Raw genomic sequence first — 21,196 nt, forward strand, 5'->3', positions numbered from 1 at the left:
AAATCCTGAGTTTTTAGGTTTGATACCGCCCGGCAGCACCGGGCGGTATCAAGAGGCCCGATCCATTCAAAATGGATTAGGGCATATAACAAAGCTGATATGAGTCAGTCAGCAGTCAAATTACTCTACGCCAACCTCAGAGCCTTCCAGATTCAAACTCAGCTTATCGCCAGTTGTATCATCCTCATCATCAAGCTCTCTCATTTCGATCTCTTGTTCGTCTTCGGACAGAATCTTCACGTCCATACCCAAGCTTTGCAGCTCTTTGATCAAGACCTTGAATGATTCAGGAACACCCGGTTCTGGGACATTTTCACCTTTAACGATGGATTCGTATGTTTTAACACGTCCAACCACGTCATCCGATTTCACAGTCAAAATTTCCTGAAGCGTGTACGCCGCACCGTAGGCTTCCAGTGCCCATACTTCCATCTCCCCGAAGCGCTGACCACCGAATTGAGCTTTACCACCCAACGGCTGCTGCGTAACAAGAGAGTAAGGGCCTGTAGAACGAGCATGGATCTTATCGTCGACCATGTGCGCCAGTTTGATCATGTGCATGACACCGACCGTAACTTCACGTTCAAAACGATCACCTGTACGCCCATCATACAACACTGTCTTACCATTGCGTTGCATGCCCGCTTCTTCCATCGTATCAAATACGTCATACTCCTTGGCACCATCGAATACTGGAGTTGCCACATGAATACCAAGACGCATTGCAGCCATACCCAGATGCACTTCAAGCACCTGTCCGATGTTCATCCGTGAAGGTACACCCAGCGGATTCAGAACGACTTGTACTGGCGTGCCATCTGGCAAGAACGGCATATCTTCTTCAGGCAGAATACGGGCAACGACACCCTTGTTACCGTGACGTCCGGCCATTTTATCGCCTTCGGAAATTTTACGTTTTTGAGCAATATAGACGCGTACCAACTGGTTTACACCCGGTGGCAGCTCATCGCCATTTTCACGTGTAAATACTTTAACATCTACGACGATTCCGTCGGTTCCGTGAGGAACTCTCAAGGAAGTATCACGAACCTCGCGCGCCTTCTCACCGAAGATTGCATGCAAGAGACGTTCTTCAGCTGTCAACTCAGTTACACCCTTAGGTGTTACTTTACCAACAAGAATGTCACCTGCGGCGATTTCAGCACCAATGCGAATGATGCCGCGCTCATCTAGATTGCGAAGCGCTTCTTCACCAACATTTGGAATATCACGAGTGATTTCTTCTGGCCCAAGCTTCGTATCACGGGCTTCAGATTCGTATTCCTCGATATGGATCGAGGTATATACATCCTCTTTAACCAGCTTCTCGCTCAGCAAGATCGCATCCTCGTAGTTGTAACCTTCCCAAGTCATGAACGCTACGACAACGTTACGTCCGAGTGCCAACTCACCCATCTCGGTGGAAGGACCGTCAGCAAGAATATCGCCAACTTTGACAATATCGCCTCTGTTTACGATTGGACGCTGGTTGATGCATGTTCCTTGGTTAGAACGCATAAATTTGTGTAATTTATACTTAACAATATCGCCTTTGACTTCAGCGCCATCTACCGTTTCAATACGACGCAGCCAAATTTCGTTAGCCGAAGAACGTTCAATTACCCCGTTGTACTTGGACACAACGCACACACCGGAATCTTTTGCAGACTTATGTTCCATCCCCGTTCCTACCAAAGGCGCTTTCGGAATCAGCAATGGGACAGCCTGCCGCTGCATGTTGGAACCCATCAATGCACGGTTCGAGTCATCATTCTCCAAGAACGGGATCAGCGCAGTTGCGACCGATACAACCTGTTTAGGCGATACGTCCATGTAATCGACACGGCTACTTGCCATTGGAATAATGTTATCAGACTGCTTGTTATAGCGGACAATAACGATTTCATCCTTAAAGGTGTTTTCTTCCGTCAATTCCGCATTTGCCTGAGCAACGATGTAGTTATCTTCTTCATCAGCAGTCAAGTAATCAATCTGGTCTGTAACTTTTCCAGTTTTCGGATCTACCCAGCGATATGGAGCTTCGATAAATCCGTATTCGTTGATACGTGCAAAAGTTGACAAAGAGTTGATCAAACCAATGTTTGGTCCCTCTGGTGTCTCGATAGGACACATACGGCCGTAGTGACTCGGATGGACGTCACGTACTTCCATGCCCGCGCGTTCGCGCGTCAAACCGCCGGGTCCGAGTGCAGACAGACGACGTTTGTGCGTCAGCTCAGCAAGCGGGTTTGTCTGATCCATGAACTGAGACAGCTGGGAGCTACCAAAGAACTCTTTAATCGATGCAATGACCGGACGTATGTTAATCAGCGCTTGTGGCGTAATTACATTAGCATCCTGAATTGACATTCTTTCGCGTACCACGCGTTCCATACGGGACAGACCAATACGGAACTGATTTTGGAGCAACTCACCTACAGAACGTAAACGACGGTTACCCAGATGGTCAATGTCGTCCGTACTTCCGATTCCGTGAAGTAAGTTAATAAAATAACTGATGGAGGAAATAATATCGGCAGGCGTAATGTTCTTAATCGATTTATCGATATTTCCATTGGCAATCAGTTTTACTACTTTACCGTCTTCGATTGGCGAGAATACATCGATCGTTTGAAGCGGAATATCATTGCTTTCCAATACGCCACTAGCAACATGATACGTACGGTGTCCAACCGACTCTTCCAGTTGTGCCAAAATCTCGTCCAACAAGCGGCGGTCTACCATTTGCCCTGCTTCAGCGATGATTTCACCAGTTGTTGTATCAATCAGTGTCTCAGCCAGACGTTGATTGAACAGACGGTTTTTGATGTGAAGCTTTTTATTGATTTTGTAACGGCCTACGTTGGCCAGATCATAACGTTTTGGATCAAAGAAGCGTGCAACAAGCAAGCTCTTTGCATTATCCAATGTAGGTGGCTCACCCGGACGAAGACGCTCATAAATTTCAATCAGCGCTTTCTCCGTGGAATCCGTGTTGTCTTTATCAAGTGTGTTGCGGATATATTCGTCATTGCCGAGCAAATCCAGAATCTCAGCATCAGTGCCAAAGCCAAGCGCACGCAGCAACACCGTAACCGGAATTTTACGGGTACGGTCAATCCGGACATAGATAATATCCTTCGCATCCATCTCCAGTTCGAGCCAAGCCCCCCGGTTAGGAATTACCGTTGCGGTGTATGTTGTTTTCGCATTCTTGTCGACTTTTGTGCTGAAATAGACGCTGGGAGAGCGAACCAACTGGCTGACAATAACCCGTTCCGCACCGTTAATAATAAACGTACCCGTTTCAGTCATCAGCGGGAAGTCTCCCATGAATACTTCCTGCTCTTTCACTTCCCCGGTTTCTTTATTAATAAGCCGGACTTTTACCCGAAGCGGTGCCGCATACGTAACGTCGCGTTCTTTTGCGTCGTCAACGGTATATTTGGGTTCTCCGAGAGAGTAATCGATAAACTCCAGAATCAGATTTCCTGTGAAATCTTGAATTGGAGAAATATCCCGAAACATTTCCCGTAATCCTTCCTCCAAAAACCAATCATAGGATTTTTGTTGGATCTCAATCAGGTTGGGAACCTCGAGTACCTCATTAATACGTGCATAACTGCGCCGAGTGCGTCGACCATATTGAACAAGATGTCCTGCCAACTTAAACTCACCCCTCATGTCTACTCACTTTAAAAATACATTGCGAACCTCTGTTTGTGACCTTATAATAAGACACATACAGAAGATTCGATCTTACAAATACAGAAAAGCCCTTACTCGAATGCATTCGAAAAAAGAGCGACGTATCTGCAGAATCCTCTTACCGGAAGATCTTCATCACTTGTAGATTTGCCCAAAATGGTTATATTATACGTAATAGAGATAAATACTATACCCTGCTACGCATAAATCTATTGACATTTCAACAAACTAAAGCCATGGAGGGCATCCTAATACTGACATTTTATAATGATATCACAGCCCAGGATTCAAGTCAATAGTCCTATTGCAATTTTCTAAGACTTTTTTTCAGCCTTCAAAATCCGATATCCTTTATCCTTGGTAACTTCCTCCACGCAACCAAAAAGACTCTCTATTTTAGCGCTCGCCGAAGGGGCTCCCTGCTTCTTCTGAATGACCACCCACAAAGCTCCACCCTCATTTAGATGCTCATATGCAAGTTCAAAAATGGTATGCACCGTTTCTTTCCCTGCACGTATAGGAGGGTTCGTCAAAATCACATCAAAATGTTCATGCCGCACTTCATCAAACAAATCACTTTGTTTAATAGTGACATTCCTAATCCCATTACGTTCCGCATTTTCAATGGCTAATTGAACAGCTCGCTCGTTAATATCAACCATCGTAACATGCCCATCTGGGACAAGCATTGCCGCCGCTAAACCAATCGGCCCGTAACCACATCCTACATCTAATACCGAGGCTTGTGCAGGAAGCTGCATGGCTTCAATCAGCACACGACTCCCATAATCAATTCCCTGCTTTGAAAAAACGCCTGAATCGCTTACAAATCGATATGAACGACCCCGCAGTACTGTTTCTAAACTCCGCCGTTCATGCGCCGTCTCTGGTCGTTTGGAGTAATAATGATCCGCCATTCACGCCCACCTCTTTCGGTTGTACTACCATCATAGCCTTTACAATATCATTTCAGACTTGTTGGTATTACCGTTTTACAGCAACAAACCCCTTGAAGATCACCTCAAGGGGTTTGTTTTAGTTCATTGTCTGCTAGAGAGCAGTCAATTATTTTACTTCTACAGAAGCGCCTGCTTCTTCCAATTTTGCTTTAATGGATTCAGCTTCTTCTTTAGCAACTTTTTCTTTCAATGGTTTTGGAGCGTTGTCAACCAGTTCTTTTGCTTCTTTCAGGCCAAGACCTGTGATTTCGCGAACTGCTTTGATAACGTTGATTTTGGAAGCGCCAGCGCTTGTCAAGATTACGTCGAACTCGGATTGCTCAGCTTCTGCTGCGCCACCTGCTGCGCCACCTGCTACAGCTACTGGAGCTGCTGCAGTTACGCCAAATTCTTCTTCGATTGCTTTCACGAGATCGTTCAGTTCCAATACGGACATACCTTTAATTGCTTCCAAGATTTGCTCTTTACTCATGGTTGAACCTCCATTTAAATTCGTATTTTTTTGTTCTCAACTGCTATACAGCAGGGTTAATTCCTAACTTATGCGCTTTGCTCTTCTTTTTCTGCAACAGCTTTAACTGCAAGCGCGAAGTTGCGCATAGGAGCTTGAAGCACGCTGAGGAGCATGGAAAGGAGACCTTCGCGGGATGGCAATTCTGCCAGCGCTTTGATTTCCTCAACACCGATCACACGACCTTCTACAACTGCACCTTTCAGTTCCAATGCATTGTTTTTCTTAGCGAAATCGTTCAAGATTTTAGCTGCAGACACTGCATCATCTTTGCCGAACGCGATTGCAGTAGGACCTGTCAATACTGCGTCCAGTTCAGTCAATTCTGCTGCCGCAGTTGCACGGCGGAGCAGTGTGTTTTTCAGCACTTGAAATTCGATTCCGGCTTCGCGAAGCTGCTTACGCAGCTCAGTTACTTGGGCAACATTCAGACCGCGATAGTCTGCAACTACAGTTGTTACGCTCTCGCGCAATTTTGCAGCTACAACTTCAACAGCTTCTTGTTTTGCTTGAATCACCTTTGCATTTGCCAAACTGTACACCTCCTGATCAATTTATCCACTTTGTTCGAAACACCCATTCTGGTGCTCTACCAAAGTCGTTTTCCTGAGCATGAAAAAAGCCTCCGTAGAGTACGAAGGCTTGATAAATCCACATGGACGGGACAAGCCCGTCACATGAAACGTTCTATCATAACACCTCGGTAGGAAATTAAGCCCGAGGGCACCTACTGTCTACGGTAAGCATATTCAACTTTAACGGTCAGTCACAAGGACTCACAACTTTTACAGCATACCAGTTTTGATTGAGTATGTCAATCAAAATATTATCTGTAAACAGATGCGTTCACACGTGCACTTGGTCCCATAGTCGAAGAAATAGCGATGTTTTTCAGGTATACACCTTTAGCAGCCGCTGGCTTCGCACGGTTCAAGGCTTCAATCAAGGCTTTAAGGTTTTCGTTCAGTTGTTCAGCACTGAAGGAAGCTTTGCCGATTGGTGCGTGAATTTGACCTGCTTTGTCGAGACGGTATTCGATTTTACCAGCTTTAATTTCTTGAACAGCTTTGGCAACGTCGAAAGTAACTGTACCTGCTTTAGGATTAGGCATCAAACCTTTACCACCGAGCAAACGACCCAGTTTACCAACCTCACTCATCATATCAGGTGTCGCAACGCAGACATCGAATTCGAACCAGCCTTGTTGGATTTTGTTGATCATATCTTGATCGCCAACAAAATCAGCGCCAGCCGCTTCCGCTTCTTTCACTTTGTCACCTTTTGCAAATACCAGAACGCGTTGTGTTTTACCCGTACCATGTGGCAGGACAACAACACCACGAACAGCCTGGTCTTGTTTACGGGAATCTACGCCCAGACGAACTGCTGCTTCAACGGTTTCGTCAAATTTAGCAGTCGCAGCCTTTTTCACCAATTCAACGGCTTCCAAAGGCTCGTAAGTTGCTTCGCTATCAATCAGCTTAGCAGCTTCCAGGTACTTCTTACCATGTTTAGCCATAATATTTTCCTCCTTATGTGGTATTAGCGGATATTCCTCCCACACTTGCCGGACAGTCAAACTGCCGGCACACGTAGATTAATAAAATTAATCTACGATGGTGATACCCATGCTGCGAGCAGTACCTTCAACCATACGCATTGCCGATTCTACGGAAGCTGCGTTAAGGTCAGGCATTTTTTGCTCTGCAATTTGACGAACAGTAGCGCGATTTACAGTTGCAACTTTCGTTTTATTCGGTTCACCGGAACCTTTTTCGATTTTAGCAGCAACTTTCAACAGAACAGCAGCCGGTGGAGTTTTGGTGATGAACGTAAAAGAACGATCCTCAAATACCGAAATTTCAACCGGGATAATCAGGCCTGCTTGATCAGCAGTACGAGCGTTGAACTCTTTACAGAATGCCATAATGTTGACACCTGCTTGACCCAAAGCTGGACCTACTGGAGGCGCTGGATTAGCTTTCCCTGCAGGAATCTGCAGTTTTACCATTTTAATTACCTTTTTTGCCATGGATGACACCTCCTTGACTCAATAGTGGTAGACGGACCTATTGATCCTCCCACAAGAAACCTGTAAGAAAAATCTATATTTTCTCCACTTGAGTATAATCCAACTCAAGCGGGGTTTCCCGTCCAAACATGTTGACGTGAACCTTAAGCTTGCTCTTCTCAACCAAAATTTCTTCCACGGAGCCCACAAAATTCGCAAAAGGACCAACTTTAATTCGCACGGATTCCTTAACATCGAATTCAATCTTCGGTTTCGGCTCTACCATGCCCATATGCTTCAGAATTTGTTCAACTTCTTCTGGAAGCAATGGCGTCGGCTTGGAACCCGAGCCTGTCGACCCTACAAATCCCGTAACACCTGGTGTGTTGCGTACAACATACCAAGAATCATCGGTTTGGACCATTTCGACCAAGACATAACCAGGGTAGACTTTACGCATAACGGTTTTTTTCTTACCGTCCTTGGTTACCAGTTCTTCTTCCATAGGAACAAGAACACGGAATATCTTGTCTTCCATGCCCATGGACTCAACGCGTTTTTCCAAATTGGCTTTGACTTTGTTCTCATACCCTGAATAGGTATGAACGACGTACCATCTTTTTTCCATATCAAGCCACCTGGAACCCTTCCTAGATAATCGCTTCGATCACAGCGGAAATGCCGATATCGAGAACCCAAAAATAAATCGTGACGAACGCAATCGTCCCTACGACAATCAGCGTATAGTTGGTCAGTTCTTTACGATTGGGCCAGCGAACTTTCTTGAGTTCAGCCCAGCTTTCAGAGAAAAAGGAAAACAGAGACTTGAAACTGCGTTTCACGCCGACTACACCTCCAAAAACTATCTGGTTTCCCGATGAGAAGTCTGTTCGTTACAGGACTTACAGAATTTCTTCATCTCCATGCGGTCGGGGTGATTACGCTTGTTTTTCGTCGTTGTGTAATTTCTTTGTTTGCAATTCGTACAAGCCAAAGTAATAATTACCCGCATGATGTGCACCTCCCGAAGACATCCAACACCGGAAGTCTCATAATTGATCCTAAAAAAACCGCGAATTTAGGCCTACCTAAAACACTTTATCACACGAGGTTTTCCATGTCAACGAATGTTTGCATACATTTCGCAGTCCCGGTTGTAGTCATTTTAACATCTGTCCATCCTTTGAAGCTGTTCTCTGAAATACTGCCTCAAAAACAAAGCGATATCTATTATTCATCTTTTTTAGTATAAATCATTTACAACACTTATAAACCTGTACAGCTTACCCCAAACGAATAAAAAAAGACTCAAACTCGAGCCTTTTCTTTGTCAGCCTCTACTTTCAGCTATCCCTTACTTCCAGATACTTTTCAAGTTTACGCTTGACCCGTTGCAGCGCGTTATCAATGGATTTCACATGGCGGTCCAGGTCTTCAGCAATCTCCTGATACGAACGTCCGTCTAGATACAACATAAGTACCTTGCGTTCTAGCTCGCTCAGAATCTCGGACATTTTGTCCTCAAGACCCACAAACTCTTCCTGATTGATAATCAGCTCTTCAGGATCACTTACTTGTGTTCCGCAAATCACATCGAGCAACGTCCGGTCTGACTCTTCATCATAGATGGGCTTGTCCAGAGATACGTAAGAGTTCAGAGGAATGTGCTTTTGTCGTGTAGCCGTTTTAATTGCCGTAATAATCTGTCGTGTGATACACAATTCGGCGAAAGCCTTAAACGAAGCAAGCTTGTCTCCCTTAAAATCGCGAATAGATTTGTAGAGACCAATCATGCCCTCCTGAATAATATCCTCGCGATCAGCACCAATCAGGAAGTAGGATCTGGCCTTGGCCCGCACAAAGTTCCGGTATTTGTTAATCAGAAACTCCAGCGCTTCCCCATCACCTTCATGGACTGCTCCGACAATGTCTTCATCATTTTTGTAATCAAACTTTGACAACATGATATCCTTGAGGTCCACACTCACTAACAATCCCTCCGGCTGCAACGCAAGGTACCCGTTACTCTCTCAAATATACGACAAGTATACGCGATGTAACCTGATACCGTCAACCACAACAACCTAAAAAAGAAGAGCGCTAACAAAATTGTCAATGGTTTCAAAATGGAGAGTATACCAATTACTGGGTCACTCTCTTCTCCATCGTTCAAACAGCTTGCGAAGCTCTGGACTCAGCTTGGCATCCAGCGAGTTGCGGGACAATTTGGCATTATCCTGTTCAATCCGCTTCTGAACTTCCCTTTCAGATTCCTCAATCTCGATCAGCAATTCTCGTGCCGATACCCTGAGTGCTCCCTGTCCAAAGGCGACATGCTGCTCTACCTGATCACTTGTTGCTACGTAAATACTTCTTCTCTTGCTGCTTAGCTCACGAACCAATCGCTCGATGCACTCGTCAGCTGTCTCTTTTTCTCTCGTAAAATAAATCTGGACTTTGCTCTGGGCAAAGGTCTTACCTAATCCTGGCACCCTGTAAGCATCAAATACGACGATGACTCTTCTGCCGGAATACGCCTGATGATCCGCCAGTCGTTCAAGCAGTCTGTCCCTCGCTTCCTGCATACCAGATTGTACCAGTGCGGAAAGTTCGGGCCAGGCTCCAATCATGTTGTAACCGTCCACAAGCAGAACATCCCGCATGTCAGCCATATCGTCAGCCCCGTGCCTGTCGTCCGCGCAAGACTTCGTACATAACGACACCTGCAGCTACAGAAGCATTGAGGGAATTAATTTGTCCCGCCATTGGCAGCTTGACGAGTACATCACATTTCTCACGGATCAAACGGCCCATCCCTTTATTTTCGTTACCAATGACAATCGCTACGGGACCCGTGAATACTCCATTCCCAAAGACAGGATCAGTCGCCGTAACATCCGTGCCAACTACCCATACACCTTCTTCTTTAAGACGGTCAATGGTTTGTCCCAGATTGCTCACCCGCGCCACCGGGACATACTCTACAGCACCTGCCGATGTTTTGGACACCGTTGCAGTCACAGCGGCTGAACGCCTTTTCGGTACTATAATACCATGTGCTCCGGTGCAATCTGCTGTACGAAGAATAGAGCCCAAGTTATGAGGGTCCTCAATCTCATCCAGCAAAATCAAAAACGGCTCTTCTCCCTTAGCACGAGCACTAGCAAGCAAGTCCTCCACTTCAGCGTAGGCAAAAGGTGCAGCTTGCGCAACCACTCCCTGATGCTGAATGCCTGGAACCATTTGATCGAGCTTGCGCTTGTCCACCTGCAAAACAATGATTCCTGATTTTTTTGCCTCAGCCGTAATCGGCAGTGTCAAATGCTTTTGTGCATTTTCAGCAATCCATATTTTATTTATCGTCCTGCCCGAACGCAGGGCCTCTGTTACCGAGTGCTTACCGGCAATCCATTCATCTTCCATCTCTAGCTTCCTCCCGGGAAACGGTCGATACTCAACCTATCCAATCCGTTCCCAATTTATGATTTTTCGGTATTTTCCATTTGTGCAATTCCGTAAGTAACCAACTCTCTCAATCTGTCCAAATGTCCATCACAATAAAGATAACCAATCAACCCTTCCAGCGCCGTGGCATGCCGATACTCAAGCACATCAGCATTTTTGGGCAGGCTCCCTGATTTGGCATTTCTCCCTTGTCGGACAATATCACGCTCTTCATCCGTCAGCACTGTTTCTAATAACCCTAACATACGGCTCTGTGCCTTGGCGGAGACAAGCTTTGTAGCTCGTCGATGTAAATGATTGGGACGCAGGTTGGGCTGTGCCAACAGATATTGCCGGACAGCCACCTCATACACCGCATCACCAATGTAAGCTAACGCAATGGGGGGCATCAAGCGAGCCGGCTTGGACGCAGGATACGGAAACCAGTTTCCCGCGCCTTCCACAGCTCCTGAGTTCAATGGATTATCACTCATTTCCGCCGCCACCGCATCCCCTGCGCCGTGTCTTCAAGCACAATGCCCTTAGCAGCCAATAGATCGCGAATTTCGTCAGCTCTACCCCAGTTTTTGGTTTTACGAGCTTCGACACGTTCTGCAATTAACTGCTCTATTTCGTCATCCAGCAGTTCTTCACTCGGTTCTGAATAAATGCGAAGTACACTATTCATCGAGTGGAAGGTTTGCAATACAGCCTGTAGTTCCGCCTGATTGACAACATCACGTTGCAACAAAAGATTGGCTTCGCTGACCCACTCGAATACCGCAGTAATCGCATCAGGTGTATTGAAATCATCATTCATTTTTCCCTCGAATTTCCGCAATATCCCGTCAAGCTTCTTTTGCAGCTCAGCCGATACTTCTCCATTACCTTCTAAAGCAGTGGCTAAACGATGCTTTACGTTGGCGACTGCATTAGCAATCCGTTCGACACTATTCTCCGCCTGACTCATCGTCTCTTGGTTGTAGTTTAAAGGATTGCGGTAATGTGTCGACAGCATAAAATAACGTAAAGCCTCAGGCTTGTGACGAGCACGCAGATCTTTAACCAGAATACCGTTACCGAGTGATTTCGACATTTTTTCATTATCTATGCGAATATATCCGTTATGCATCCAGTAACGTGATAATGGTTTCCCCGTAACTACTTCGGATTGTGCGCATTCGCATTCATGATGCGGAAATTGCAGATCCTGTCCGCCTCCATGAATATCCAGTGTATCCCCCAAATAGTGGCGAGCCATAGCAGAGCATTCGATATGCCAGCCTGGGCGCCCATCCCCCCAAGGACTTGACCAGTAAATCTCTCCCGGTTTGGCCGCTTTCCAGAGTACAAAATCCTCGGCATTCTCCTTTCGTTCATCCACATTAATGCGAATCCCAAACTGGAGTTCCTCCAAATTTTGACCTGACAGCTGTCCGTAGTCTTTGAACTTTTTAGTACGGTAGAAGACATCGCCATCATTTTCATAGGCATAGCCCTTGGCTACCAGATCCTTGATAAAATCAATAATCAGCTCCATACTCTCCGTTACACGGGGATTTATACTGGCAGCAGGAACATTCAATCCGGCCAGATCCTCATGATAGGCAGCAATAAATTTCTCAGCAACTGCCGGAACCTCCATATCAAGTTCCCGAGCCTTGCGGATCAGTTTATCATCGACGTCCGTAAAATTCACCACATAGTTTACATCATAGCCCAAATACTCTAGGTAGCTGCGTACCACATCAAACACAATTACAGGACGTGCATTACCAATATGAATGTAATCATACACTGTAGGTCCACATACATACATTTTAACCTTTCCAGGCTCCAGTGGCACAAAAAGCTCTCGGCTCCTCGTCATTGTATTATAAATTTGAAGCGACATCGTATGTTCCTCCCTTATGAAAATTATCCTTGTAATTTATTCTTTTGGGTTATCTGATGTTTCTGAGCAGATTGCTCATCCTTCAAATCAGACAATTCTGCTCGTAATCGTTCTATTTCCAATTGAAGAGCCCGTATAGAATCGACGACCGGATCAGGCAACTGGTGACTAAGTCGATCTGGACGTCTACCATCCTGTCTGACCACTCGCCCCGGGATGCCCACCACCGTACTGTTTGGCGGAACTTCTTTTAGCACAACCGAGTTAGAGCCGATATTGGATTGCGCTCCAATCGTGAATGAACCCAATATTTTTGCGCCGGAGCCTATAACAACATTATTCCCAATGGTAGGGTGGCGCTTCCCTTTCTCTTTTCCAGTTCCTCCGAGAGTAACTCCCTGATACAACACAACATCGTCACCAATTTCACAGGTTTCACCAATGACAACACCCATACCATGGTCAATGAACAGCCGATTTCCAATACGAGCGCCAGGATGAATCTCAATTCCTGTCATAAACCTCGACACCTGGGATATAACTCGGGCTAGAGTGCACCACTTTCGCAAATAAAACCAGTGTGCGATTCGGTGTGCCCAAAGGGCATGAACGCCAGAATACGTAAAAATGACTTCCAGCTTACTCCGGGCGGCCGGATCATTATCCAAAACAGTTTGAATATCGGATTTGAAATGTCTGAACATGTCGCCCTCCTATTCCCTCCATATCCTTGCCGCATCACACTTCACATTTCGCCAATTTTCGTAGTCACCAGCACGCTTCGACATTTTTCAATCTACAGCGTCTGAATCTGATAAAAATGAAAAAGCGCCTCCGCAGCCTAAGCTGCAGAGACGCATAAACGTGGTCCCACTCTGCTTCGAACATATCTGCTGCATAAAAAACAGAGAAGTCCGTCTTTGGCGTCCTGTAACGGGAACGAATCGGCATGCCCTTGCCACATTAGCATTGTAGACTAACGAGGGTTTGGGCGCACGGCTCCCAGGCGCATTTCCTCCGCAGGTCATCTAGACGGCTTCCAGCCCGGGTTTCCCCTCGGCCGTCCTCTCTGGCAGATGCCCTTTATGCAGCGTACTTCTCCTGTTCGCAGCCTTTACACGTAAGTATCAATCCATATCAATGGAGTCATTATAGCGAAAAGACAACAAATTGACAAGAAATATCAGCCTTTAATTTGTGCTTTAAGACGGTCCAACACCTTGTCACGACCAAGTAAGTAGATGGTTTCGTTCAGGTCCCGTCCATGCGTTTGACCTGTAAGGGCCACACGGATCGGCATGAACAGCTGTTTCCCCTTAAATCCAGTTTCCTTTTGCACTTCCTTGATCAGCTTGGCCATTTGTGGAGCTGTAAATTCCTCGCTCGTTTCAACCTTAGCTGCAAAGGCTCTAAGTACATCAGGAACCTGCTCTTCGGCCAGAACAGCCGCCGCATCCGCATCCAACTCCAGATGTGAACGGAAAAACAACTCAGACAACGCTACAATATCAGACGCTGAAGTCATTTGTTCCTGGTATAAGCGGACAAGAGCTTTAGCCCAATCCTGTTGTTCTGCCGATAGTTCATTCGGCAACAGCCCTGCTGCCTGCAAATGTGGAATTGCCATACTGGCAATCCGCTCAGGATCAGCCTTTTTAATATAATGATTATTCAAATAAGCAAGCTTGTTCGTATCAAATACAGCTGGGCTTTTGGACAAACGATTAGGATCGAAAATCGAAATCAGTTGTTCCCGATCGTAAATCTCTTCTTCGCCTTCCGGGGACCAGCCCAACAGTGCAATAAAGTTAAAAATGGCTTCCGGCAGATAGCCCAGCTTATCGTATTGCTCCATGAACTGAATAATGGATTCGTTACGTTTACTGAGCTTTTTATGATCCTCGCCTACGATCAGCGTCATATGACCAAAGCGTGGCGGCTCCCAGCCGAGTGCTTCAAAGATCATTAACTGTCGCGGTGTATTGGATACATGATCTTCGCCTCGTAGTACATGCGATATTTTCATCAAATAGTCGTCAACCGCTACCGCGAAGTTATATGTCGGAATACCGTCTTTTTTGACGATAACAAAATCGCCGCTTTCCTTGGAATTGAACGTAATTTGACCTTTAACCATATCATCAAACGTATATTCACGATCTTCGGGTACCCGAAAACGAATACTTGGTACACGGCCCTCTGCTTCAAAAGCTTGGCACTGTTCTTCTGTTAAATCACGATGTTTGCCTGAATAACGTGGAGTCTCCCCACGCGCCATCTGTTCTTCACGCTCGCGCTCCAGCTCTTCTTCCGTGCAGTAACAGCGGTATGCCAGACCACGATCCAGCAAATCCTGCCAGTATGTTTTGTAGATGTCCAAGCGTTCAGTCTGGCGATAAGGTCCAAACTCGCCGCCCACGTCTATACTTTCATCCCAGTCCATGCCCAACCATTTCAAATATTTAAGCTGGCTTTCTTCTCCGCCCTCAATATTGCGCTTCACATCTGTGTCTTCGATGCGAATAATAAATTTTCCGCCTTGATTGCGGGCAAACAAATAATTAAATAATGCTGTTCTGGCATTGCCAATATGCAGATGACCTGTAGGACTTGGTGCATAGCGTACACGAACTTCCGTGCTCATATAATCTCCTCCAAATAGAATTACTCAAGATGATAGCATTTACTTAATTAGACAGACAACCGATTGAGCTGCGATTCCCTCGCCCCGCCCGGTAAATCCGAGCTGCTCCGTTGTCGTCGCCTTGACATTTACCTGGGACGACTCCTCTGCTTCCAGCACTCGGGCGATAATTTCATTCATCTGCGGGATGTATGAAATCATCTTGGGCTTCTGCGCAATGATCGTAGAATCGATATTGCCCAAGCGGTATCCCCGCTCTTTAGCCAGCCCCCACACATGCTCCAGTAGCTTCAGGCTATCCGCGTCCTTAAATTCAGGATCGTTATCCGGAAAATGCTTTCCAATGTCTCCCAAGCCAAGCGCGCCCAGGATGGCATCGCTAATGGCATGCAGCAGCACGTCTGCATCGGAATGGCCCAGCAAACCTTTTTCATACGGAATATGTACGCCTCCGATGATGCATGGCCTTCCTTCCACCAGCTGGTGGACGTCAAATCCTTGCCCCACTCTGATCATTTGATATCCTCTCCCTCTGTCTTTACCCATAACGCCGCCATATCCAAATCCTCAGGCGTAGTAATTTTGATGTTCTTGTAGCTGCCCTGAACGACAGTAACCGGGATGCCTATCCGCTCCACCAGCATAGAATCATCAGTCCCCAAAAATCCGGCCTGCTCCGCTTCCTCATAGGCCCGCAGCAGATCGGAAAGACGAAAAGTCTGTGGCGTTTGAATACTCCACAGACTTCGGCGATCCGGCGTTGCTGTAATGATACCATCCCCGTTCACTTGCTTGATCGTATCCTTTACAGGTACTGCCGCAACAGAAGCACCAGTACGCTGAGCAGCCTCCAGGCATGAACGTACAAGCTCAGGTTGAATCAATGGGCGCACACCATCATGCACCATCACCCAATCTGTTTGCAAGTGGCGCAAACCGCGATAAACCGAATGCTGGCGTTCACTGCCACCAGCCACCACCCGTACATTTTTGCTGATCTTGTATTGATGAATCCAGTCTCTGCAGCGTTCCACATCTTCAGCGCCAGTAACCATCACCATTTCATCCACTTCCGGCATTGCTGCGAATATTTCAAGTGTATGTATGAAGATGGGCTTGTTTCGCAAAAGCAGAAATTGCTTGCTCTCCTGCGTCCCCATACGGGAGCCGCGCCCGGCCGCCACAATCACGACTCCTACCTGATTGTTCATTCAAATAACTCCTGCCCTGATCGCCTTGGACGATCCGTATGATAACACATCTACTTCATCATACCTCGTTTATTGAGCTTTTTCCAATAATTTCGGTTTAGCAAAGATCATACGGCCAGCAGAGGTCTGAAGTACGCTTGTAACCAGCACTTCCATGAGAGAACCAATATAGTCACGTCCACCCTCTACGACAATCATCGTACCATCATCCAGATAAGCCACACCCTGCCCATGCTCCTTGCCGTCTTTGATAATCTGTACCATAATCTCCTCACCAGGCAATACGACAGGCTTTACCGCATTCGCCAAATCATTAATGTTCAGCACAGACACACCTTGAAGCTCGCATACTTTATTCAGGTTAAAATCATTGGTTACAACCTTACCCTGCAACACCTTTGCAAGCTTAACCAGTTTACTGTCGACTTCTGAAATCTCTTCGAAATCCCCTTCATAGATGAGTACATTCACGTCTAGCTCTTTTTGGATCTTATTCAAAATATCCAGACCCCGCCGTCCACGATTACGTTTAAGCAAATCTGATGAATCGGCGATATGCTGAAGCTCTTCCAACACAAATTCAGGAATCACAATGGTTCCTTCAATAAAACCTGTCTTGCAAATATCAGCAATACGTCCATCTATAATAACACTGGTGTCTAAAATTTTATGTTCCTCCAGCTTGCGTTCTTCTACATTTGTTCCCCGACCAAAAAATCCTGAACTCCAAAAGGATGACAGCTCGTCCCTTTTTTCTAGTCCGACCATCAATCCCACATATCCGCATACCAAGGTAACCGCGGTCTGAATAAGCAGACCAGGTGCCCCCAGCCCTGAAAAGAGCGGGTAAACGGCTAAGGAAAGGATCAACCCCACCGCTAACCCGATCACACCTGCCATCATCTCATTCATCGGAATTCGTACCAAACTTTCAATACCCTGCTGCAATCGATTCGCCACAGATGCCCCTGCGAATGAGCAGCCAGCCATAAATAACACCGCCCCCACAATCATCCAAACAGCCATTCCTGGTAAAGATCCATCACTCAACCATTGTGGCATCCATGACACGAAGCCCCCTATCCGCTGGTATAACGTATAGCCAAACCACGCGCCGCACAATCCTGTAAAAGTTAAAATAGCCTTTCTCCACATCGAGTCTCTATACCTCCTTTATTTTCTTTTCATCGTCTGCTATTGATTGGATACATAGCACTTCCCTTACCAGTATGATCCATTTTCTGAATAACTAACCCTGTGTTTTCACTTTTTATGCATAAAAAAAGCATTTATCTCCCTGAACGAATCAAGGAAATAAATGCTTATTCTAGTTCTTCTGATACTAGCGTTGCGAATGACGATATTGGTCGTCCTGTTCTTCCTGAGTAGAACGATCCCGCTCACGTCCACGTCTACGCGATAGCTTCCGAATATTCAGCTTCATACCGTACAATGCATACAGCACCAATGGTATAAAAATCAGCTTTGACAGCTGATCAGGAAATTTAACGGCCAGAATCACCGCTGCGATTACGACCCATGGAGCAACCCAGATCGCTTTTTTCGGAAGACCAACCTTTTTGAAATTCGGATATCTCATGGAGCTAACCATCAAATATGAGACTAGCAACATGGCAATCGACATGTATAACAAAGAAATCTGGTCATGGAATAAGGACAAAGTGGCTAATACGCCACCTGCTGCCGGAATGGGCAAACCCGTAAAATAACCTGGTACACCTGGACGTACGTTAAAGCGAGCCAATCTCAATGCTCCACACATTGGAAAAATGGCTGTAACCGTCCAAGCCAGAGCCGAATTCGCATCATGAAAAGCAACCAGGTACATAATAACTGCAGGAGCAACACCAAAAGATATCATATCTGATAAGGAGTCCAGTTCTTTACCGAATTCGCTTTGGGCATTCAAGGCCCGGGCCATCCTTCCATCCAGTCCGTCCAACAACATGGCGACAATAACCATAATAGCGGCAAGACTGTATTTTCCGTCTACGGCCAATAAAATGGCGATCATTCCGAGAAACAAGTTACCCAAGGTACACATGTTCGGAATTGATTTGGTAATCATCTCTTCACCTCAATGTATGAATTGTTCCATTATAATCCTTTCACTGTATTACATTTACATTTGTCTGTCAATGAAAACTTGTTCCTGCAAACGTTTAAGCCCTTCCTTAATCGTACGCGCCCGAACCTCGCCTATACCATCCACTTCATCCAGTTCTTCAATCGTGGCAGTCATCACATGTGGAAAACGTCCAAATCGTTCCACCAGATTATGAATAATTACATTTGGCAATCGAGGTATTTTGTTCAGCACCCGATAGCCGCGTGCAGCGATATATTCTTCTGATGTCGCCGCTGAAGAAGGGTAGCCTAATAAACGTACAATATGATTCACATCCAGTAATTCGTCGTCCGTGGAACGTTTGAGTCCCAATATAATTTCACGAATCTTCTCGTCGCTGTCATCTTTAGCATAATCCTTATACAATAACCAAGCCTCTTCCTCGATATTGCTGACAAGCTCCTCCATCTGCATGCTAATCAGCCTACCCTCATTTCCGAGCTCGTTGATAAATCGCTTGATCTCCATTTTGATGCGGAGCACCATTTCAATTCGTTGAATAACATTAACGACCTCAGGCATGGTAACCAGTTCTTCGAATTCAGATGCAGTTAAATTGGTTGAAGCCTGCCCCAATACCGATCTATATTTTTCTAACGTCTGAATAGCCTGATTAGCCTTCGTTAAAATAACCCCGATTTCCTTGAGCGCATACCGTAAAGTCCCCTGATACAACGTAATAATATTACGACGCTGGGAAATAGACACCACCAGTTTGCCAGTCTGCTTCGCAACTCGTTCCGCCGTCCGGTGCCTAATCCCTGTTTCTATAGACGAAATGGAGGAGTCAGGAATCAATTGCGTATTGGCATATAAAATTCGTTTTAAATCCTCGCTCAATATGATTGCGCCGTCCATTTTAGCCAGCTCATACAAATAGTTCGGCGAAAAGTCACAATTAATCGAGAAACCGCCATCCACGACTTCCATTACTTCCGGGCTATAGCCAACGACCAGAAGAGCACCCGTTTTAGCACGCAAAACGTTTTCTAATCCGTCGCGAAAGGGAGTTCCCGGTGCCACAAGCCGCAGCAAATCGTTCATTTTATCCAGTTGGCTCGCTTCCTTCATTCTCAATGCCCCCTAATCTAGTGCGGCTGCCAGTGCATCTGCCACCGTTCCAACTCCTATAATTTGTATCCCTTTCGGATGTGTCCAGCCCTTCAAGCTTTTCTCAGGCATGATCACCCGTTTGAAACCTAATTTCTCCGCTTCTCGCACTCGCTGTTCTGCTCGGGATACAGCGCGCACCTCGCCTGTCAGTCCCACTTCACCAAAAATCACATCGTATGGCTTGGTAGGAGCATCCCTAAAGCTGGAAGCAATACTCACCGCTATAGCTAAATCGACCGCCGGTTCATCCAGCTTTACGCCTCCGGCAACATTAAGATAAGCGTCCTGGTTTTGCAAAAACATGCCCATCCGTTTTTCTAGGACGGCAATGATTAATCCCATTCGATGATGGTCAATTCCCGTACCCATTCGGCGTGGAGATGGAAAATGCGTAGCCGCAATGAGTGCTTGCAGTTCAACCAACACAGGTCGCGTTCCCTCCATACTGGCAACAACCGTGGAACCAGCCACCCCCAGTGGTCGTTCGGACAGGAAAAGTTCAGAAGGATTCGCTACCTCACGCAATCCGCTTTCGGCCATTTCAAAGATGCCGATTTCATTCGTAGAACCGAAACGATTCTTAACCGCACGCAATAGCCGATACGTATGATGACGCTCTCCTTCAAAATAAAGTACACAATCGACCATATGCTCTAACAAACGCGGACCCGCAATAGCGCCTTCCTTGGTCACATGTCCTACCAGAACTGTCGCAATGCCTAATCCCTTCGCGATTCGCATAAATCGTGAAGTACACTCGCGTACCTGAGCTACACTACCAGGCGCACTTGTCACCTCTGGCAAATATACAGTCTGTATCGAGTCGATGACCAAAAACTCTGGCTTCAAGCTGTCCACTGCTTCTTCAATCGTCTCCAGATTCGTCTCACATAATACGTATAAGCTGGGAGACAAGGCACCGAGTCGATCTGCACGCAGCTTCGTTTGGCGAACTGATTCCTCACCAGACACGTACAGCACCTTCAATCCAGTTAATGCCAGCTCGTTAGAGGTTTGCAACATAAGCGTAGACTTACCGATGCCCGGGTCACCACCCACCAGAACAAGAGAACCCGGCACTACACCCCCGCCGAGCACACGATTCAATTCACCAATTCCCGTCAAAATTCGTGTTTCTTTGCCACTCTCCACTTCAATAATAGGAAGCGGTTTGTCTTTTGTGCTATGAGAAAGAAGGGAAGATCCCATTCCTTGTGTTTTTACAACGCTTTCCGTTTCTTCGACCATGGAATTCCATGCCTGGCATCCAGGACATTTTCCGTACCATTTGGGCGATTCATAGCCACATTCCGTACAGGAAAATTTAGTTTTTATTTTAGCCATACTTTGTTCCCTGGCTCCTTATTGACGACGATGATGTCAAATTTATCTTCACACAGCATCTGAAAGAGCTGTAACAATAAAAGTTTACCATTGAAGCTTGGCGGACGTAAAGCAATATCACAAACTTTCCCAAAGCTTTTAGCCTGCCCTTTCAAGGTGTTCATGACACAAAAAAGGTGCCTTCGCAGTAGCTTTCCAGCCTGCGAGA

The 21,196-nt window shown here is 46.1% G+C and carries 23 protein-coding genes and 1 other annotated feature; all 23 genes read right to left on the bottom strand.

Annotated elements, in window-relative coordinates:
* Positions 1-120 precede the first annotated feature (120 nt).
* Positions 121-3,666, bottom strand: coding sequence for a DNA-directed RNA polymerase subunit beta (gene rpoB / locus ACQQ6X_RS03670; protein WP_305168133.1), 3,546 nt, complete (start codon positions 3,664-3,666; stop codon positions 121-123).
* A 356-nt stretch (positions 3,667-4,022) separates the two neighbouring features.
* Positions 4,023-4,625, bottom strand: coding sequence for a class I SAM-dependent methyltransferase (locus tag ACQQ6X_RS03675; RefSeq protein WP_305168134.1), 603 nt, complete (start codon positions 4,623-4,625; stop codon positions 4,023-4,025).
* Between the two features lie 148 nt (positions 4,626-4,773).
* Positions 4,774-5,139, bottom strand: coding sequence for a 50S ribosomal protein L7/L12 (gene rplL / locus ACQQ6X_RS03680; RefSeq protein ID WP_063211172.1), 366 nt, complete (start codon positions 5,137-5,139; stop codon positions 4,774-4,776).
* 68 nt (positions 5,140-5,207) lie between these two features.
* Positions 5,208-5,711 carry a 50S ribosomal protein L10 gene (gene rplJ, locus ACQQ6X_RS03685; protein WP_025715687.1) on the bottom strand — a complete coding sequence of 168 codons (504 nt, stop codon included), beginning with the start codon at positions 5,709-5,711 and terminating at the stop codon, positions 5,208-5,210.
* 73 nt (positions 5,712-5,784) lie between these two features.
* Positions 5,785-5,936 (bottom strand) — a sequence feature (ribosomal protein L10 leader region).
* A gap of 68 nt (positions 5,937-6,004) precedes the next feature.
* Positions 6,005-6,697, bottom strand: a complete 693-nt coding sequence (rplA, locus tag ACQQ6X_RS03690) for a 50S ribosomal protein L1 (protein ID WP_007432594.1) — start codon at positions 6,695-6,697, stop codon at positions 6,005-6,007.
* A gap of 87 nt (positions 6,698-6,784) precedes the next feature.
* Entirely contained in the window at positions 6,785-7,210 is a 426-nt protein-coding gene (gene rplK, locus ACQQ6X_RS03695) for a 50S ribosomal protein L11 (protein ID WP_014278323.1), read from the bottom strand.
* Between the two features lie 73 nt (positions 7,211-7,283).
* Positions 7,284-7,817, bottom strand: a complete 534-nt coding sequence (nusG, locus tag ACQQ6X_RS03700) for a transcription termination/antitermination protein NusG (RefSeq protein WP_007432596.1) — start codon at positions 7,815-7,817, stop codon at positions 7,284-7,286.
* 22 nt (positions 7,818-7,839) lie between these two features.
* Complete coding sequence (secE, locus tag ACQQ6X_RS03705; protein ID WP_063211175.1) at positions 7,840-8,031, bottom strand: preprotein translocase subunit SecE; 192 nt, start codon at positions 8,029-8,031, stop codon at positions 7,840-7,842.
* Positions 8,032-8,051: 20 nt separating this feature from the next.
* Positions 8,052-8,201: a 50S ribosomal protein L33 gene (gene rpmG, locus ACQQ6X_RS03710; RefSeq protein ID WP_013373278.1), complete on the bottom strand. Its 150-nt coding sequence runs from the start codon at positions 8,199-8,201 to the stop codon at positions 8,052-8,054.
* A gap of 331 nt (positions 8,202-8,532) precedes the next feature.
* Positions 8,533-9,177 carry an RNA polymerase sporulation sigma factor SigH gene (gene sigH, locus ACQQ6X_RS03715; RefSeq protein ID WP_016324748.1) on the bottom strand — a complete coding sequence of 215 codons (645 nt, stop codon included), beginning with the start codon at positions 9,175-9,177 and terminating at the stop codon, positions 8,533-8,535.
* A 162-nt stretch (positions 9,178-9,339) separates the two neighbouring features.
* The gene (locus ACQQ6X_RS03720; protein ID WP_305168135.1) at positions 9,340-9,861 is read right to left on the bottom strand and encodes an NYN domain-containing protein; all 522 of its coding nucleotides are present in this window, start codon (positions 9,859-9,861) and stop codon (positions 9,340-9,342) included.
* A 4-nt stretch (positions 9,862-9,865) separates the two neighbouring features.
* On the bottom strand, positions 9,866-10,612 hold the full coding sequence (gene rlmB, locus ACQQ6X_RS03725) for a 23S rRNA (guanosine(2251)-2'-O)-methyltransferase RlmB (RefSeq protein ID WP_305168136.1): 747 nt from the start codon (positions 10,610-10,612) through the stop codon (positions 9,866-9,868).
* Between the two features lie 56 nt (positions 10,613-10,668).
* Complete coding sequence (locus ACQQ6X_RS03730) at positions 10,669-11,127, bottom strand: Mini-ribonuclease 3 (protein WP_064795936.1); 459 nt, start codon at positions 11,125-11,127, stop codon at positions 10,669-10,671.
* Entirely contained in the window at positions 11,124-12,527 is a 1,404-nt protein-coding gene (cysS, locus tag ACQQ6X_RS03735; protein ID WP_305168137.1) for a cysteine--tRNA ligase, read from the bottom strand. Before cysS ends, ACQQ6X_RS03730 begins: the two co-directional genes overlap by 4 nt.
* Before the next feature lie 23 nt (positions 12,528-12,550).
* Entirely contained in the window at positions 12,551-13,231 is a 681-nt protein-coding gene (gene cysE, locus ACQQ6X_RS03740) for a serine O-acetyltransferase (RefSeq protein ID WP_063211185.1), read from the bottom strand.
* A 479-nt stretch (positions 13,232-13,710) separates the two neighbouring features.
* Positions 13,711-15,171, bottom strand: coding sequence for a glutamate--tRNA ligase (gene gltX, locus ACQQ6X_RS03745; RefSeq protein WP_305168138.1), 1,461 nt, complete (start codon positions 15,169-15,171; stop codon positions 13,711-13,713).
* A gap of 39 nt (positions 15,172-15,210) precedes the next feature.
* On the bottom strand, positions 15,211-15,687 hold the full coding sequence (gene ispF, locus ACQQ6X_RS03750; protein WP_063211188.1) for a 2-C-methyl-D-erythritol 2,4-cyclodiphosphate synthase: 477 nt from the start codon (positions 15,685-15,687) through the stop codon (positions 15,211-15,213).
* Positions 15,684-16,382, bottom strand: a complete 699-nt coding sequence (gene ispD / locus ACQQ6X_RS03755) for a 2-C-methyl-D-erythritol 4-phosphate cytidylyltransferase (protein ID WP_305168139.1) — start codon at positions 16,380-16,382, stop codon at positions 15,684-15,686. Before ispD ends, ispF begins: the two co-directional genes overlap by 4 nt.
* A gap of 69 nt (positions 16,383-16,451) precedes the next feature.
* The gene (locus ACQQ6X_RS03760; RefSeq protein ID WP_305168140.1) at positions 16,452-17,537 is read right to left on the bottom strand and encodes a PIN/TRAM domain-containing protein; all 1,086 of its coding nucleotides are present in this window, start codon (positions 17,535-17,537) and stop codon (positions 16,452-16,454) included.
* A 187-nt stretch (positions 17,538-17,724) separates the two neighbouring features.
* Positions 17,725-18,471 (bottom strand): CDP-diacylglycerol--serine O-phosphatidyltransferase, encoded by a 747-nt coding sequence (gene pssA / locus ACQQ6X_RS03765; RefSeq protein WP_305168141.1) that lies wholly within the window; start codon positions 18,469-18,471, stop codon positions 17,725-17,727.
* Positions 18,472-18,525: 54 nt separating this feature from the next.
* The gene (gene disA / locus ACQQ6X_RS03770; RefSeq protein ID WP_013373290.1) at positions 18,526-19,602 is read right to left on the bottom strand and encodes a DNA integrity scanning diadenylate cyclase DisA; all 1,077 of its coding nucleotides are present in this window, start codon (positions 19,600-19,602) and stop codon (positions 18,526-18,528) included.
* A gap of 12 nt (positions 19,603-19,614) precedes the next feature.
* On the bottom strand, positions 19,615-20,988 hold the full coding sequence (gene radA, locus ACQQ6X_RS03775) for a DNA repair protein RadA (protein ID WP_305168142.1): 1,374 nt from the start codon (positions 20,986-20,988) through the stop codon (positions 19,615-19,617).
* Positions 20,976-21,152, bottom strand: coding sequence for a hypothetical protein (locus ACQQ6X_RS03780; protein WP_156497321.1), 177 nt, complete (start codon positions 21,150-21,152; stop codon positions 20,976-20,978). The genes radA and ACQQ6X_RS03780 overlap by 13 nt, the downstream gene beginning before the upstream one ends.
* Positions 21,153-21,196 lie beyond the last annotated feature (44 nt).

Source organism: Paenibacillus ottowii, from assembly GCF_050516475.1.
GTDB lineage: Bacteria > Bacillota > Bacilli > Paenibacillales > Paenibacillaceae > Paenibacillus > Paenibacillus ottowii.

Bases quoted from the DNA above. Each gene is read 5' to 3' on its own strand.
- ACQQ6X_RS03675 (WP_305168134.1), bottom strand. From the start codon at position 4,625: ATGGCGGATCATTATTACTCCAAACGACCAGAGACGGCGCATGAACGG.
- rplL (WP_063211172.1), bottom strand. From the start codon at position 5,139: ATGAGTAAAGAGCAAATCTTGGAAGCAATTAAAGGTATGTCCGTATTG.
- rplA (WP_007432594.1), bottom strand. From the start codon at position 6,697: ATGGCTAAACATGGTAAGAAGTACCTGGAAGCTGCTAAGCTGATTGAT.
- rplK (WP_014278323.1), bottom strand. From the start codon at position 7,210: ATGGCAAAAAAGGTAATTAAAATGGTAAAACTGCAGATTCCTGCAGGG.
- nusG (WP_007432596.1), bottom strand. From the start codon at position 7,817: ATGGAAAAAAGATGGTACGTCGTTCATACCTATTCAGGGTATGAGAAC.
- rpmG (WP_013373278.1), bottom strand. From the start codon at position 8,201: ATGCGGGTAATTATTACTTTGGCTTGTACGAATTGCAAACAAAGAAAT.
- ACQQ6X_RS03720 (WP_305168135.1), bottom strand. From the start codon at position 9,861: ATGGCTGACATGCGGGATGTTCTGCTTGTGGACGGTTACAACATGATT.
- rlmB (WP_305168136.1), bottom strand. From the start codon at position 10,612: ATGGAAGATGAATGGATTGCCGGTAAGCACTCGGTAACAGAGGCCCTG.
- ACQQ6X_RS03730 (WP_064795936.1), bottom strand. From the start codon at position 11,127: ATGAGTGATAATCCATTGAACTCAGGAGCTGTGGAAGGCGCGGGAAAC.
- cysS (WP_305168137.1), bottom strand. From the start codon at position 12,527: ATGTCGCTTCAAATTTATAATACAATGACGAGGAGCCGAGAGCTTTTT.
- cysE (WP_063211185.1), bottom strand. From the start codon at position 13,231: ATGTTCAGACATTTCAAATCCGATATTCAAACTGTTTTGGATAATGAT.
- gltX (WP_305168138.1), bottom strand. From the start codon at position 15,171: ATGAGCACGGAAGTTCGTGTACGCTATGCACCAAGTCCTACAGGTCAT.
- ispF (WP_063211188.1), bottom strand. From the start codon at position 15,687: ATGATCAGAGTGGGGCAAGGATTTGACGTCCACCAGCTGGTGGAAGGA.
- ispD (WP_305168139.1), bottom strand. From the start codon at position 16,382: ATGAACAATCAGGTAGGAGTCGTGATTGTGGCGGCCGGGCGCGGCTCC.
- ACQQ6X_RS03760 (WP_305168140.1), bottom strand. From the start codon at position 17,537: ATGTGGAGAAAGGCTATTTTAACTTTTACAGGATTGTGCGGCGCGTGG.
- pssA (WP_305168141.1), bottom strand. From the start codon at position 18,471: ATGATTACCAAATCAATTCCGAACATGTGTACCTTGGGTAACTTGTTT.
- disA (WP_013373290.1), bottom strand. From the start codon at position 19,602: ATGAAGGAAGCGAGCCAACTGGATAAAATGAACGATTTGCTGCGGCTT.
- radA (WP_305168142.1), bottom strand. From the start codon at position 20,988: ATGGCTAAAATAAAAACTAAATTTTCCTGTACGGAATGTGGCTATGAA.
- ACQQ6X_RS03780 (WP_156497321.1), bottom strand. From the start codon at position 21,152: ATGAACACCTTGAAAGGGCAGGCTAAAAGCTTTGGGAAAGTTTGTGAT.